This is a genomic window from Picosynechococcus sp. PCC 73109 (assembly GCF_001521855.1).
Lineage (GTDB): Bacteria > Cyanobacteriota > Cyanobacteriia > Cyanobacteriales > MRBY01 > MRBY01.
In genome coordinates this window covers 1,579,638-1,593,740 of record NZ_CP013998.1, presented here as the reverse complement: position 1 = coordinate 1,593,740, position 14,103 = coordinate 1,579,638, and the positions used below count along the sequence as shown (strand labels likewise).

The 14,103-nt window shown below is 50.4% G+C and carries 12 protein-coding genes; 5 read left to right on the top strand and 7 right to left on the bottom strand.

Features of this window, described 5'->3' with window-relative positions; genetic code table 11:
- Positions 1-9: 9 nt before the first annotated feature.
- Positions 10-1,467, bottom strand: coding sequence for a PPC domain-containing protein (locus AWQ23_RS07610; protein ID WP_062434047.1), 1,458 nt, complete (start codon positions 1,465-1,467; stop codon positions 10-12).
- Positions 1,468-1,898: 431 nt separating this feature from the next.
- Between AWQ23_RS07610 and AWQ23_RS07605 the strand changes: the two genes are divergently transcribed.
- The 3 genes from AWQ23_RS07605 to AWQ23_RS07595 are packed head-to-tail and all read left to right on the top strand — an operon-like array spanning position 1,899 to position 6,383.
- The gene (locus tag AWQ23_RS07605; protein WP_062434044.1) at positions 1,899-3,281 is read left to right on the top strand and encodes an efflux RND transporter periplasmic adaptor subunit; all 1,383 of its coding nucleotides are present in this window, start codon (positions 1,899-1,901) and stop codon (positions 3,279-3,281) included.
- 12 nt (positions 3,282-3,293) lie between these two features.
- A complete protein-coding gene (locus AWQ23_RS07600; protein WP_062434041.1) occupies positions 3,294-4,010 on the top strand; it encodes an ABC transporter ATP-binding protein in 717 nt (238 codons plus the stop codon).
- A gap of 3 nt (positions 4,011-4,013) precedes the next feature.
- Positions 4,014-6,383: an ABC transporter permease gene (locus AWQ23_RS07595; RefSeq protein WP_062434038.1), complete on the top strand. Its 2,370-nt coding sequence runs from the start codon at positions 4,014-4,016 to the stop codon at positions 6,381-6,383.
- 8 nt (positions 6,384-6,391) lie between these two features.
- Here AWQ23_RS07595 and AWQ23_RS07590 read toward each other — a convergent pair whose 3' ends face one another.
- Together AWQ23_RS07590 and AWQ23_RS07585 are read right to left on the bottom strand one after the other, a co-directional pair.
- The gene (locus AWQ23_RS07590) at positions 6,392-7,573 is read right to left on the bottom strand and encodes a DUF1176 domain-containing protein (protein WP_062434036.1); all 1,182 of its coding nucleotides are present in this window, start codon (positions 7,571-7,573) and stop codon (positions 6,392-6,394) included.
- Between the two features lie 63 nt (positions 7,574-7,636).
- Positions 7,637-8,539, bottom strand: coding sequence for a hypothetical protein (locus AWQ23_RS07585; RefSeq protein ID WP_138073271.1), 903 nt, complete (start codon positions 8,537-8,539; stop codon positions 7,637-7,639).
- 560 nt (positions 8,540-9,099) lie between these two features.
- On the opposite strand from AWQ23_RS07585, the gene AWQ23_RS07575 reads away from it, so the two are divergent.
- A complete protein-coding gene (locus tag AWQ23_RS07575) occupies positions 9,100-9,399 on the top strand; it encodes a hypothetical protein (protein WP_030007153.1) in 300 nt (99 codons plus the stop codon).
- Between the two features lie 149 nt (positions 9,400-9,548).
- Here the strand turns inward: AWQ23_RS07575 and AWQ23_RS07570 are convergent, their stop codons facing one another.
- The 4 genes from AWQ23_RS07570 to AWQ23_RS07555 all read right to left on the bottom strand — a co-directional run bounded on the left by AWQ23_RS07570 (position 9,549) and on the right by AWQ23_RS07555 (position 12,981).
- The gene (locus tag AWQ23_RS07570; RefSeq protein WP_030007154.1) at positions 9,549-9,761 is read right to left on the bottom strand and encodes a hypothetical protein; all 213 of its coding nucleotides are present in this window, start codon (positions 9,759-9,761) and stop codon (positions 9,549-9,551) included.
- 27 nt (positions 9,762-9,788) lie between these two features.
- Complete coding sequence (locus tag AWQ23_RS07565; protein WP_012307091.1) at positions 9,789-9,986, bottom strand: hypothetical protein; 198 nt, start codon at positions 9,984-9,986, stop codon at positions 9,789-9,791.
- A gap of 48 nt (positions 9,987-10,034) precedes the next feature.
- Entirely contained in the window at positions 10,035-10,244 is a 210-nt protein-coding gene (locus tag AWQ23_RS07560; protein ID WP_012307090.1) for a chlorophyll a/b-binding protein, read from the bottom strand.
- A 214-nt stretch (positions 10,245-10,458) separates the two neighbouring features.
- On the bottom strand, positions 10,459-12,981 hold the full coding sequence (locus tag AWQ23_RS07555) for a sigma 54-interacting transcriptional regulator (protein WP_062434028.1): 2,523 nt from the start codon (positions 12,979-12,981) through the stop codon (positions 10,459-10,461).
- Positions 12,982-13,094: 113 nt separating this feature from the next.
- On the opposite strand from AWQ23_RS07555, the gene AWQ23_RS07550 reads away from it, so the two are divergent.
- Positions 13,095-14,057, top strand: coding sequence for an aldo/keto reductase (locus AWQ23_RS07550; RefSeq protein ID WP_012307088.1), 963 nt, complete (start codon positions 13,095-13,097; stop codon positions 14,055-14,057).
- Positions 14,058-14,103: the final 46 nt, after the last annotated feature.

The following is a 14,103-nucleotide window of genomic DNA, read 5'->3' as shown; positions in this document are numbered from 1 at the left end:
CGACGATGGTCAATTCCGTGGGTCATGCTCGCATAAAATGCGGTCTAGTCCTTCCAGTTGACTGCAATCGATTGTGCCGTTCCCAGCATTCCCAGTAGAACCATTGGCACTACCGAGCGAAACGCCTTTGAGCAGAGACATACCCTTAAATCCCGATTGTTGATTATTCGCCCAACTGCTCGGATGACTGTCGCCAATTGTATAGTTGCCTGCTTTTAAGGTGACATTCGGGCGCACAATCCAATAGGCATTGGGCACGCCCCCTTGACCCGGTTGGGTCGTCGCTTGCCAGGGGCCATAGGTGGTGCCGTCCTGATGGGTCAGCCACATTGTTCCAGGAGCTTGACCCCGGGCATCGTTCCAATGGTAGTTCATGAAATAAGTCAACCGTGCCGCATTCGGTAAAGAAAACTGTGTGGCACTACTTGGACTATTACGAACACCATAAATATTATTGTTATCAAAAAGAGTTACCTCTTGAAGGGCCACTTCTGGGGAGGCTGTTGGTGCTTGGGCAGCGGAATTATTTTGATTGAGACTGAGAAGATAGTCCCCTGTTTCGCCGGCTTCATAGCTATTAACAACGATGGTATATTCCCCCGTATCGGGTAGTTTAATGACTAATGTTTCCTTCTCGCCTTTCCAGTTGTCATCAATTTGTGCGATTGCTTCTCCTTGGGGATCAACCAAAATCAACAATCCATCAAAAGCTTGGGTTTCAAGGGTAATTTGAATCGTATCTCCGGCTTGCCCCGTAAATAGATGCGCATTGTAAAATGTCCCATCATCAAAAACCCGACTATTCCTCGTTAAGGTGCCTCGCCATTGCCTTGAATTTGCACCTGTTTGGGTCTGGCTCGGTGTAGATGACTGGGTGGCGCTGTTATATTTATTTGCTGAAACGATGCAATAGGCGTAGCTGTTGCGGAACGTGTCGGTGTTTCGCACCTGTACCCAACTGGCGGTTCCTTCGACATAGTAGGGCAGCGGGCCTTCGATCATCCGCACTTGGCGCGTTTGGGGGCCAAATTCTAGCAGATAACCCTTGCCCGCCCTGAGATCAAAGGGGCCAGTAACTTCCCAAATCCCATTATTTTGAGTCCAGTTAGGCCGCATTTCTGAGGTGATCATTGAAAAAATGACATACACAGGCCCAGGGTTTTGGGGGCCATCATTGAGAGCTTCTTGGTAGGGCGTCCATTCTAAAGGCCCATGAAACGGTAAACCATAGTTCCCACAGGAAAGGGCCACATCACCGCCATCTTCCTGGGACGTATTTTGGGAGCCGGACTGACTACAGGGAACTTCCACAAGGCGACAGTTGTACTGGTCACAAACTTCATCAAAACAGCGATTTTCGAGATTATCGAAGGGGTTGGCTGCGGTGAGGGTCGCCCCTTGGAACATCAGTAGGGCTCCGAGAAAAACAGTCCGACTACTAAAATTAGCAACCTGTTGAATCTTCATTTGCCTTCCCCCTGTGTTGAGAATGGGGACATTGCTTTGAGATTTAGAAAAAGGCTTTTTTTAGGAATAGTCGATCTATTTGACTACTGGCTAAATTTGTTGCGACTTTAACAATTAAATTGTTGCTTTTTTTCTAGATCTCCCCTTATTTTCATTGTATCAAAGGAATTTCAGGGCCATAGGTAATGTTTTAGACTTTACTTTAGGGTTTAATTTTTTGGTCAATAAATATTAACTTGTGTTGATAATTTTAAATTAAAGCCAATAGGGTTTTGCAAAGAGAATCCGGCTCAGAATCAGGCGATCGCCAAATAATTGATCGCAGTATGATTTAGCGAAACATTACTATACCGGGCTGATGTAAGTGGCAATGGCTACCATGGAAGTAGGCTCCCAGACTTATAACCTGACTCCATCGGTTTCATTGCGTCGTGGCCACAAACGCCGTCGTATCCTCAAAAGTTTTAGACCTTCAGCTCAAACCATGGCTGTATGGTTTGGGGATCATCGCCGTTGCTGGAATTTGTGTTGTCCTCTTCCGCCCAAAACCGATTCCGGTAGAAGTGGTGACCATTAAACCGGGGCCTTTGCAAGTGATGGTCATTGAGGAAGGACAGACCTACCTTGAGGATCGCTACCTGGTGTCTACCTCCGTTGCAGGTTATGTGCCCCGACTGGATCTTGAAGTCGGTGATCCGGTGAGTCAGGATCAAGTAATCGCCCAGATTGATCCCCTCGAATTTGATAATGATGTGTCGGCAATCTTGGCCCAAATCAACGCCCTCCAAGCCGAAAAAACAGGCGTTGCCACCCTCCGACCGAAGACAGAGAGTTTGACCCAAGCAGAAGCCAAGATCAAGGCGGTTGAAGCGGAAATTGCAGGGGATCAGGCGATCGCCACGGAATTGAGAATTCGTTTCATCCAAGCGCAACAGGAACAACAACGGGGGGAATTTCTCTACCGCAATGGGGCCATCTCGAAACAAGCGCTGGAAACATTGGCACTGAATACCAAGGCGATCGCCCAAAATTCAGAAGTGGCACAACAAAGACTGAACCAAGCCCAGGCAAATCTGCAAGAGGCGATCGCCGCACGGGATGAACTGCGGGCCACCCAACAGGATCCTGATTATTTGCTCGAAGTTTATGATGCCCAAATTCGCAGTTTAGAGGCAGAGCTTGCCAACCGCACCGACCAAGTCCAACGCACCGCGATCAAAGCGCCCATCAGTGGCCAAGTGCTGCGTCTCTATCAAAAAAATTACCAATATCTGGAAGCGGGACAGCCCCTGCTAGAGCTTGGAGATCTACAAAATTTAGCGGTGATGGTGGATGTGCTCTCTAGTGAAGCGACCCAGATTCAACCCGGAAATCCTGTCATCATCGACCAATGGGGTGGCGATCGCCCTTTGACGGGCCAAGTGAAACGCCTTGAACCAGCGGCTTTTACCAAAGTGTCGGCCCTCGGTGTCGAAGAACAACGGGTGAATGTGGTGGTTAGCCTCGATGACATTCCCGCCAACCTGGGCGATCAATATCGGGTCGAAACTCAGATCGTGGTTTGGCAAGCCAGAAATGTATTGCAGGTGCCCCTTAGCGCCCTATTTCGCTGCGATGAGCAATGGTGTGTGTTTCTCGTGGAAGCGGGACAGGCCCAAGCAGTGGCGGTAGAGATTGGCCACAAAACGGAACAGAATGCCCAGGTCAAAAGCGGTTTAGCTGCCAATGATCAAGTGATCCTTTATCCCTCTGGAGATATTCAAACTGGGCGTCGAGTACAGCCCCAAGCAGACCGTGCAGCGCCGACAAACTAGGGGGCGATAATTATGACCGACTCACCCGTTGTTCTTTTTTGGATTCAACACCTTTCCAAGACCTATTACATCGGCGATGTGGCCGTACAAGCCCTAAAAAATATCGATTTAGAATTATACGAGGGGGAATTTGTCGTGCTGTTGGGCGCTTCGGGGAGTGGTAAATCAACCTTGCTGAATATTTTGGGGGGTTTAGATATTCCGAGTACGGGCGAAATTTTTTTTCGGGGCAAAAGTCTCACCACCGCTAATGAAGCGCAACTCACCCGTTACCGCCGCAACCATGTGGGCTTTGTGTTCCAATTTTATAATTTGATCCCAAGTCTGACCGCCGCCGAAAACGTGGCCCTCGTAACGGATTTGGTGGCCCATGCCATGGCACCAACGGAGGCTTTGACCTTAGTGGGTTTAGAGAATCGCCTCGATCATTTCCCAGCTCAACTATCGGGGGGCGAGCAACAACGGGTCGCGATCGCCCGGGCGATCGCCAAACAACCAGAGGTTTTGCTCTGCGACGAACCGACGGGAGCCTTAGATTTCCAAACCGGGAAACGGGTGCTGCAAGTGCTCGAACAGATCAACCACGACCTGGGCACCACCGTCGCCGTAATTACCCATAATGCCGGGATTGCGGCCATGGCCGACCGGGTCTTGCGGATGCGCAGTGGGGAAATAGTCGCCATCGAAACGAATGCGATTAAACAATCACCATTGCTTTTGGAGTGGTAAGTGATGGTTGCACCGCTGGATCGGAAGTTATGGCGAGATTTACAGGCCCAGTGGGGTCAACTTTTGGCGATCGCCCTCGTGGTGGCCTGTGGCATTGCTTGTTTTGTGATGATGCTCAGTGCTTACCATTCCCTGGTGTTGACCCAGACAGCCTACTATGAACGCTATCGGTTTGGGGAAGTGTTTGCGGAACTGAAGCGCGCGCCCCAAAGCTTACAACCACAAATTGCCGCCATCAACGCAGTTCAGGAAGTACAAACCCGGATTGTCGCCGATGTCACCCTCAATGTACCGGGACTCTTAGAACCCGCCACAGCGCGGTTAATTTCCCTGCCTCCTAGACGCGAGGGGATGCTCAATGGTTTGTTTTTGCGCAGTCCAGGCACCTTTCCCGATCCCCAGCAGCCTGAGGAAGTGCTCATCAGTGAGGCCTTTGCGATCGCCAATCAGATCCAAGTGGGCGATCACCTGGGGGCAATTCTCAATGGTCGCTGGCAAAATCTCCGGGTCACGGGCATTGCCCTCAGCCCTGAATATATCTATGCGGTTTCCGGGGGAAATATTTACCCAGACGACAAACGTTTTGGCATTCTCTGGGCCAACGAAACCGCCTTAAGTCATGCTTTTGGCCTTGATGGTGCTTTTAATAGCGTGGTGCTCACGTTGACTCCTGGGGCCAATGAACGGGCCGTGATTACCCAGTTAGATCACCTCCTCGAAGGCTATGGCGGCTTGGGGGCCTACGGTCGCAGTGATCAGTTTTCCCACCGGATTGTGAGCGATGAAATTCAGAGTTTAGAAGTCTCTGCCACGATCCTACCGACAATCTTTTTGGCGATCGCCGCTTTTTTGCTCCATATTTTAATCTCCCGCCTGATTGCCATCCAAAGGGGACAAATTGCCGTGCTCAAGGCCTTTGGCTATACCAATGTCCAAGTGGGCTGGCATTACCTCAAATTCATGTTGCTGGTTTTTAGTGGTGGTGCTGTTTTGGGGTTATCCTGCGGGCTTTGGCTCGGACAAGGTTTAACCCAACTATACGCAGACTTTTTCCATTTTCCCTTCCTGCGCTATGAAGCCAGTGCCCTGCTTATCATCACCGCCTTGCTTATTAGTGGCGGTGCGGCCTGTATTGGTGGATTGATGGCGGTACGGGAAGCGATTCTCTTACCCCCAGCCGAGGGCATGCGACCCAAACAACCCGTGACATTTCGCGCCACCATGGTCGAAAGATTGGGCTTACAACGGTTTTTTTCGCCAGCCGGACGGATTATTCTTCGCAATCTCGAACGTCGTCCCCTCCGCGCTAGCTTATCGATCCTCGGCATTGCTGTGGCTGTGGCTATTTTACTAACAGGGTTTGGCCTGCAAGGATCCATGACGGCTTTAATGGATATCCAATTCCAAACCGTCCAGCGCGAAGACATGACCTTAACGTTTAATCAACTGTTGCCCTATCGCAGCCGCTATCACCTGCGCCACCTCCCAGGCATTCTCAAAACGGAGGTTTTTCGGTCGGTGCCAGTGCGGTTACGCCACGGCCACTATCAATATCGCCTGGCGATTACCGGCCTCGAACCCCAAGGGGAATTACGACAACTCGTTAACCGTCAACTGCAACCTGTATCTTTACCGCCAGCAGGTCTTGTCTTGGGCACAAAGTTGGGGGAAATCCTCCATATTCAACCCGGCGATCGCCTCGGAGTCGAAGTCCTTGAGGGGAAACGCCAACAAACACAAACCTGGGTAATGGGCTTAGTGGATGAACCGATTGGCCTATCGGCCTACATGAATTTAGCAGCGCTGAATCAAATGCTGGGTGAAGGCCAGGTCATTTCCGGGGCCTATGTCCTCATTGACTCCCAAGTGAAAGAACAACTTTACCAAGCCCTAAAACAACTACCAGCCATTGAGGGCATTGCGTTTCGGGAAGCTTTGTTAGAAAGTTTCCAAGCCATTAGCGGCGAAAGCCTCCAGATTATGACCGGCATTATTGTCCTCTTTGCCTGCATTATCACTTTCAGTGTGGTTTACAATTCAGCGCGCCTTGCCCTGTCCGAAAGAAGCCACGAGTTAGCCACTCTGAGGGTGATGGGATTTACCCAAACCGAAATTGCTTTTATCCTCCTAGGGGAACAAACTCTGCTCACATTCATCGCTATTCCCTTGGGTTTGGGGCTGGGGGTACTGCTGCTCTGGCTGTTGGTGCAAGCTTACAATACGGAGCTTTATCGTCTACCGTTAACCCTAAATTCCGGTATCTATGGGCTGACGGCTTTGATCGTCATTGTCACGTCTCTCATCTCCAATCTGCTCATTTATTCCCAGCTTCAGGCCCTGAATTTAGTGACCGTCTTAAAAATTCAAGAGTAATCTTTTGATCAATCTTGGGTTAGCCAAATGGAGCCGATGGCGGCATGGTCTTCGTATTGGGTTGTTGTTTGGTAACTGACTCGGCGATCGGGATAAATACCTGCGTAATCGCTTAGGGTCCATTGGTTCGAGCGGAAAAAGAGCCAGGATGTTTGGTCAGTGCTGAAAGGGGAGTCGGCAAATTGAATCAATTCTCGACTTTCATTTTCTGTGCTGTAGCTGAGGGTTGCAGGGCCATAGGCGGCGATCGCCTCGGATAGGGGAGTGCCAGGGCCAACCCCCGCAGCGGTACGGTAACTGGGATTGTCCACCATAATCCGAATAATTTTGTCCTGGTCACCGGGAAGATTGTCACCACTGTCCCCATCAAAGGCCACCACAAACTGGGCTGCACCGTAGAGATTTACTTGCCAGCCGGTGGGCAGATCGACCCCCAAAGGCACGGCTTCCAAGGTGGCCGCTTCGGGAAGTTGGGCTTTGAACTCCCTAAAAGTCATTCCTAGACGGGCAGGCCCGACCCCCTCGGCGGTAATTAGATAATCTGCACTGGGCGATCGCACACCGAGATCTGCACAGCCATTGGGGACGCCATCGATCAAACTGGCAGAGATAAGTCGCAGGCTATAGCCATCCCAATAATATTCAGAGTCCTCTAGGCAAGTCCCTGCGCCGTTAAATTTATAGCCATTGCTGAGAACGCTGGTTTCTGGGTCAAAGGTGGGAAAGCCAGCGAGGGCCAAGCGGGAATGGGTGATAGTTTCACCGTCAACATAAACAAATTCATAGGCTCCCTGATAAGCCGCCATAAAGCACAGCACACTCACCAAATATTGATCTTCGCCCTGTTGATACACCGCCGCATCATCGAGATTCGCAGCTAAATTATCGTTGTCCAGGCAGAGGCCAAGGCTGGCTTGCTGATCCACCACCCGCTGAAAAATACTGGCTTTTTCCGATCCCGTCACCGTGCGGGCGATCGCCACGGGGATTGGTGGAGTGATCCCTGGCTCTGGGGTAGGAAGACTCGGCTCAGGTTTAGTTGGGGTTTGTTTTAAAACAGCACCAAAGCCCGGTTGGGGCGGCGAGGGCTGAATACTGGCGGTGGTGCGATTCCCGAAAAACTGATAGGCGGCGATCGCACTGAAAACAAAGGCCGTGGCGGGGAGGGTGTAATAGTAAAATTTTTGCATGGTGGGCAAGGCTCCTGGGTAATCACTTTAAATTTCAGTCAAACATTCCAGCCAAAAAAAACGCTAGAGACAGAGTTGCGCTGAATAGGTCTGGGAACCCCGACCCGGTTGGCAGCGCCAGGTCACTTGGCGATCGCTGACCGTCCAGGTGCCATTGGCATTTTTATTGAGGGAAATCGTAAACCGTTGCCCCCGCACCGAATCATCCAACAGACCTTCTTGGGTGATCGTCACCGTAGAGCGTTGGGGGTTTTCCACCGTATCGTTTTGTCGTTCGATGCTGACCCGAAAACTCTCTGGAGTGTAACCAAGGCCTTTTGCCGTTGCCAAAGCCACCATGAGCGGATCCTGGGCCGCCCCCTGGTTGTTAGCAAATAGGAGTGGCTCGCTCGCCTGGGCCAATAACGTCGCCTGATCAAATAAATTCACCAAAGACGCCTTGTTCACGCTTTGCACCTCAACGATCCCCGGCACATCCGGCGCTTCGTACCAACCATAGGCCACATCAAACTGGCTTTGAATTTCCGCAAAAACCACATCAATGCCATTAATTGATGCCCGACTGACCTTCGGATTTGGCCCCACGGTGCGCCCCTGGGCAAACTCTTGGAGGGTTAAATTTTGGGGGTTGGGTTGCCGCCGGAGGGTCTGGGGATAAATCGCATCTGTCCCTAGCACGGGCGTTCCTTGGGCAAGGCAACGAATCAAGTTAAAATCTCCCGGCCTGAGGATTGAAATGCTGCCATCATTGCGGAGCATCGTCCGAAAATTCCGAGGAATTTCTAGTTGGATACCAAATTGCTCGAACTTAACAATACGAGTTGCATCAACGGCGCTTAAATCATTCGTATTCCGACAAACCCCTTGGCTGGTGGCCGGTGGTAGCTGCCGTGAAATGCCAATTCCCCCAAGGGCGATCGCCCCAGCGATCATTAAACAATTGCCAACTAATTTTTTGTTCATCATCACACCTTTGCCGATAACCTTCTGACTTCAACAGATTTAAAATTCGGAGATTTATTTACACCGACGATCCCAAGCCAAAAAAGTTTTTCTCGTTTACTAATGCCCCCAGCTTAAACAGGATTTTTCTGGCCTCAACGATGGTTACATTTTTTGTGACATAAATTTCGAAAGCCGCAAGGCAATTGCCTACAAAAATCCGAAAGACAAGATTAAGATTTCTTAAGAGCATTTTCTGGCTCATTGAAGACTTCGATGACAAGTTGTTAACCTAAATTTATCGATTTTTTATAAATTTCTCCCCTGCAACTAAACAATTAACCCCTAGAAAAAATGCAGATCTGGCGCACTTCCTGGAGTCATATTTAAAACGAATCAGCCTGACATGAAAATTTGGCTCAGAACAACCAAAAACTTCAATATTTTTTCTATACTTGATTTAGTGTGGAGCGATCTGCACAATGCTATCTGACCACGACGTAACAAATTTCAGCAAATAAGCGGACTTTGTTTACCCGGCCTTGATCAACAATTGAAGCGCAGTCGAACAAGAGGAGAAAACGATGAATTTACCCAGCAATAAAGACGAGCTCGTCACCCAACTGCACCAGCAAATTGACGAAGCCTCTCGCAATATCGATGAATTAAAGCTCCAAGCCAATCTTGCGAAGGCGGAAGCGAGATCTGCTTTTGAGGCGAACATTGCCGCCCTCGAATCCCAGAAAGTTAAGCTCCAAGAACAGGTCAATCACCTGAAACACAGTACAGATAATGCTTGGCAAGAACTGGCAGAAGGATGTCAGAAGTCTTGGCATGAGTTTCAAAGTGCGGTGCAAAAGGCGATCGCCCAATTCAAGGCATAACTCTCCATATTCATTGAGAACGCCTTTTAATCTCTCCCATAAAAAAAACCTAAAACCCCATCCCACCGGAGTCTTAGAGTTGATGATTACGATTGCTCGTGTAGAGGAGAATAAAACTTGGACAAACTTGTAGAAAACTATAGATAACCCTAAAGGGCATTCACGGCGATCGCCCCGATGGTACCCGTCCCGAGCAACCCTAAGATCTTCATCCCTAAGGCCCCAAGACTTGCCCCCTGCTGGGAACGTCGTTTGAGAAAACTGTAGATGTGGGGCGCACCAGCTAGGAAAAAGAGAATCGCAACAATACCCGCATTTTGAGAAGCTGGGGTTTGTTTTTTGGTGATTGGTTGACGGGACATAGTGAGTACCTAAGAATGCAACGGAGTTTAGGCCATGAAACCTAGGCGGTGGCCATTGGATTTCGCGAGGCGAATTAGATTTTGTCGCGTTTTTGCGTCGAGGCCGACGGTGTTGCAAAAGTTGGTGATTGTCTTGCAATGAAGACCAATGACCTTACCACGGGTTTTGTTAAAACGGGCTGTACCCATGACTTTGCGAATCAAGATAACCAGGGAACCAAACATTGCAACTAGCCTCGTAAAACGACAAATAACTGGGGAAAAACTAAAAAATTAGAGTTGGAACAAGAGATTGATCAGGGTGTCGCCACCAATCAATTCCGTTGCGATGAGCGCCACAAAACCAATCATTGCCAGGCGGCCATTTAACTTTTCGGCGTAGGCTGTCCAGCCGGCGGTATGTTCTGTATCAACGTAGACTTCAGGCTCGATTGCAAAGCTGTTGAGTTGACCGAATTCGTTGGAAGTATAACCAGTAGCCATTGAGGGAACCTCGTGCTTGCTTACATGAACAAATATAACAGAATGTAAACAAATATTGCAAGTTATTGACGAAAAAATATTTTTCTGAGGTGTGAGCCATCAAAGTCCTATTTGCCCCAAACAGCAGTAACCCCAATCCTTTCAGGGGATCGGGATAGAGCAATAACGGTTGAAAAAACGATGTTAAGCCCTGGGGTTTTGTAACAAAACTCTGTTACAAACCGACAATGATCTGAGCCATCGCCCAGGCGAGACCGAGACTTGTTAGGTACTGGGGCAACAGCGATCGCCAGGATTGTTTACTCATTTTTTTCGTGAGCACAAAAGTACAGAGCGTTGCAAAGATTAGAGTTGAACCCTGGAGAAAGGCAATCACGGCGGGATGGGCGACAACAATTGGCAAGGTGCTGCCCTGGAGACCGAAGGTGGCCATGGTTACGGGTAAAATTTGACCGGCTTCCCCTAGGCCGAGGCGGAGATAATGGGCGAGGCTGCCCCCCAAAACCAAAGGCAGATAACCATAGGCCAATTGTAAAAAGGGTTTTGCCTTGGGGGGAGAGTTTAAAAATTGCACCACGGCCCCTGTTAATAGGACTACTCCAGCGGGCACTCCCAAGGCGGCGATCGCCAATCCCAGGTGGGGCCAAAATTGACTGAGGTCTACATTTAAACCCAGGATTTGGTTAATTTCTGGCAGCCGATGGAGAAAGATTCCCCCCAGGAGTAATAGTAAAAGAGCGACTTCATAGGTGCGGGGGCGGTGGGTTGTCCACAGTTCAATGGCTGGGGGGCGTAGATTTACCGCTACCGATCGATGGGGGCAAGCCTTGAGACAGGTCATGCACAGTACACAATCGCGGTTGTCCTCCAGTTGGGCCGGATGGGAATAGAGGGGACAGCCCGCCGTTTCTAAGCCTTCACCCTTTTGGGGGCCGCCTTTATAACATTGATAGGTGCTACATTCCGCCGAACAAGTGCCCTGTTGCGCCCGCAACTCCGTCATCGAAAGTTTTGCAAAGAGGCCATTCATGCCGCCGATGGGACAAAGATAGCGACACCAAAACCGCCGCTCAAAGATCGCCGAGCAGATCATCGCCCCGGCAGTAATGATAATCAGCAACCAAGCCGAAAGATAAGCCGTATTTTGTAAATCCCACAGTTCTTCCCAAAGGAAAATCAGGGCAAATAAGCCAAAGAGAAACCAACCGCCCCATTTTTCTGCCTGCTGACGGGGCCAGGGTTTGAGGTCGCGCTTTAGGAGTTCGGTGGTAATTTTCTGGGTAATTTCCCCGTAGATCATAAACGGACAAACGGCACACCAGAGGCGACCAACAAAGGGAAAGGCGAGGAGCACCAGGGGCCACCACCAAGCCCAAAAGAAATTCAGCGCAAAGTTTTGGTCACGGGTTTGGGGGGCGAGAAATAGAACAGCAATAATCAACGGAAAGGCGATCGCCGTAAAACCATAGTTAATGCGGTCGGGCCACCAAGCGCTCCGGAGAAAGCGGCGAAAGGTAGGATAGGCATTGAGTAAATTGAGGCGAAAGCGTTTTTGTTTCCCCTGGGCTGACCAAAAAATTTCTTCGGTGAGTATTGACCCTTGATCCGATTGAACAATGGCTCGTTCTACCAGGTTTTGCAGTTCGCGGATATTGTTCGGGAAATCATAGGACTGGAGGCGACGGAGGGCTTCGGGGGTGAGGGTCGGTTTATCGAGGCCCTTCGCCCGGCAAAATAAGCTGGTGTAATATTCCACCTGGGCCGCGAGATCTGCTTTGCGCACCCGCAGCGGCGGCACTTTAATTGTTTCAGAAAAATGGCGGGCCACGGCGGGGAGTTGTCGTTCGGCGATCGCCACCAATTTTGCCGCCGTTTGTTGGGGGACAGGTTCTGGATCACCGGGGCGACTGATGGGGGTATAGGTCTGGGTTTCGATTAACGTGGCGACTTTATCGATCAGTTCCGGGGGCAATTCTTCAATTTTGTTGAGAATTAGGGTGCCTTTTCCCAGCCATGCCAAGAGACCTTTTTTACCATCGGTGCGGCCAAAGAGTTCAGCACCACTTTTTTGGAGAATACTGCAATCGATTTTAATAATCGGCTGTCGGCGTCGGGGCGAACCGTAGTGAATCAAGGCGGCTAAATTATCTTTTTCTAAACCCGGTTCCCCAAAAATGTAAATGGATCGATCATGGGTGCCCGCCTCACGAATTTGTTGCCGCAGGCGTTTGGCGTAGCGACTTTTCCCCACAACCCCCCGTTTCGCTTTGGTGACAAGGTAGGGGCGCAAAATTTCCTGTTGTTGCTGTTCCTGTTGGAGGGCTTGGGCGACTTCTGCCAGCTCCTGGGCGAGATCCTGGGAAAAGGCCTGGGTAATTTCAGGATAGTTTTGGATCAGGTCTTGCCACTGTTGGCGCGGCATAAACCACACTTCTGTGTCGGTGACGGTGGCGATCGCCTCTTGGGAAGCTTCATTGAGGAGTAAAGGCCGCAGATTAATCGTACTGCCTCTGGTTAATGGGTTGGTCTCTGGTGCAGCCGCGCTTTTGTGGCTGATCACCTCCCCGGAAATCAAAATGTATAAACCTTGGGGAGCTTGGTCGATCTCGCTGAGGGTCTGTTGGGGAGGGAGGGTTTGCCTTTGGAGTGCCGTGGCGATCGCCCCTAGGGTTTCCAGCGACAAACAACCGAGACTGGTGCGTTCCTGCAACCAAATCAAACGTTCCTGGATGGTCATGTTTATTTTCCTCCAACCCTTGCTCCCCCAGCTTATCGAATCTGACGGAGTAGATTAATTCCCCAGCGGAACAAGCTACAGTGGAACCAATGACCCGCCAGAAAAACGAGCTTATGAAAACAAGACAACTAGGCCAAAGTGCCGTCCAAATCACCCCGATTATTCTCGGTACTTGGCAAGCGGGCAAGCGCAATTGGGCGGATATTGACGACCAAGAAATTGTGGCCGGGATCCGTGCCGCCGTAGATGCAGGCATTACGACCATCGATACCGCTGAAATTTATGGCGATGGGGATTCTGAACGTCGGGTCGCCGAGGCGATCGCCCCCCAACGGGATCAAGTGACCCTATTAACGAAAGTCTTTGCCAATCACCTCCACCACGACCAGGTGATCACCGCCTGCGAAAATTCCCTCAACAGGCTCCAGACAGACTACATCGATCTGTATCAAATCCACTGGCCAGCGGGAACGTGGAATTCTGACCTGGTGCCCATCGCTGAAACCATGGCTGCCCTGAACCAATTGAAAGAACAGGGCAAAATTCGCGCCATTGGCGTGTCTAATTTTTCTCTCGCGCAACTCCAGGAAGCTATGGAACACGGCCAAATCGATAGTATTCAACCGCCCTATTCTTTATTTTGGCGGGCCATTGAACGGGAGATTCAACCTTTTTGCGCAGCCCAGCAAATTTCGATCCTCGCCTATTCTTCCTTGGCTCAGGGTCTACTGACGGGGAAATTTGGCCCCGATCACCAGTTTGCGGCGGGGGATCACCGCTCCCACAACCGTCTCTATGCTGACCCAGAAAATTATCAACGGGTACAAACGGCCCTCGGACTCCTGAAACCGATCGCCACGACAAAAAATTGCACCTTAGCTCAACTGGCGATCGCCTGGCTGATTCGGCAGCCCCAAACCAATGCCATTGTCGGCGCGCGCAATGCCCAACAGGCGATCGCCAATGCCCAGGCCATCGATGTCGAGTTAACGGCTAAAGATCTCGAAGCCATTGACCATATCGGGCGGACAGTAACCGATCCTCTAGACGAAAATCCGCTCCTATGGAACTGGTAAGCACCAGGAAATTCAAATTCCTTTGGCTATACTGAAGGCAAGTTTC

Bases quoted from the DNA above. Each gene is read 5' to 3' on its own strand.
- AWQ23_RS07610 (WP_062434047.1), bottom strand. From the start codon at position 1,467: ATGAAGATTCAACAGGTTGCTAATTTTAGTAGTCGGACTGTTTTTCTC.
- AWQ23_RS07565 (WP_012307091.1), bottom strand. From the start codon at position 9,986: ATGTTTGGTTCCCTGGTTATCTTGATTCGCAAAGTCATGGGTACAGCC.
- AWQ23_RS07575 (WP_030007153.1), top strand. From the start codon at position 9,100: ATGAATTTACCCAGCAATAAAGACGAGCTCGTCACCCAACTGCACCAG.
- AWQ23_RS07585 (WP_138073271.1), bottom strand. From the start codon at position 8,539: ATGATGAACAAAAAATTAGTTGGCAATTGTTTAATGATCGCTGGGGCG.
- AWQ23_RS07595 (WP_062434038.1), top strand. From the start codon at position 4,014: ATGGTTGCACCGCTGGATCGGAAGTTATGGCGAGATTTACAGGCCCAG.
- AWQ23_RS07590 (WP_062434036.1), bottom strand. From the start codon at position 7,573: ATGCAAAAATTTTACTATTACACCCTCCCCGCCACGGCCTTTGTTTTC.
- AWQ23_RS07560 (WP_012307090.1), bottom strand. From the start codon at position 10,244: ATGGCTACTGGTTATACTTCCAACGAATTCGGTCAACTCAACAGCTTT.
- AWQ23_RS07555 (WP_062434028.1), bottom strand. From the start codon at position 12,981: ATGACCATCCAGGAACGTTTGATTTGGTTGCAGGAACGCACCAGTCTC.
- AWQ23_RS07600 (WP_062434041.1), top strand. From the start codon at position 3,294: ATGACCGACTCACCCGTTGTTCTTTTTTGGATTCAACACCTTTCCAAG.
- AWQ23_RS07550 (WP_012307088.1), top strand. From the start codon at position 13,095: ATGAAAACAAGACAACTAGGCCAAAGTGCCGTCCAAATCACCCCGATT.
- AWQ23_RS07570 (WP_030007154.1), bottom strand. From the start codon at position 9,761: ATGTCCCGTCAACCAATCACCAAAAAACAAACCCCAGCTTCTCAAAAT.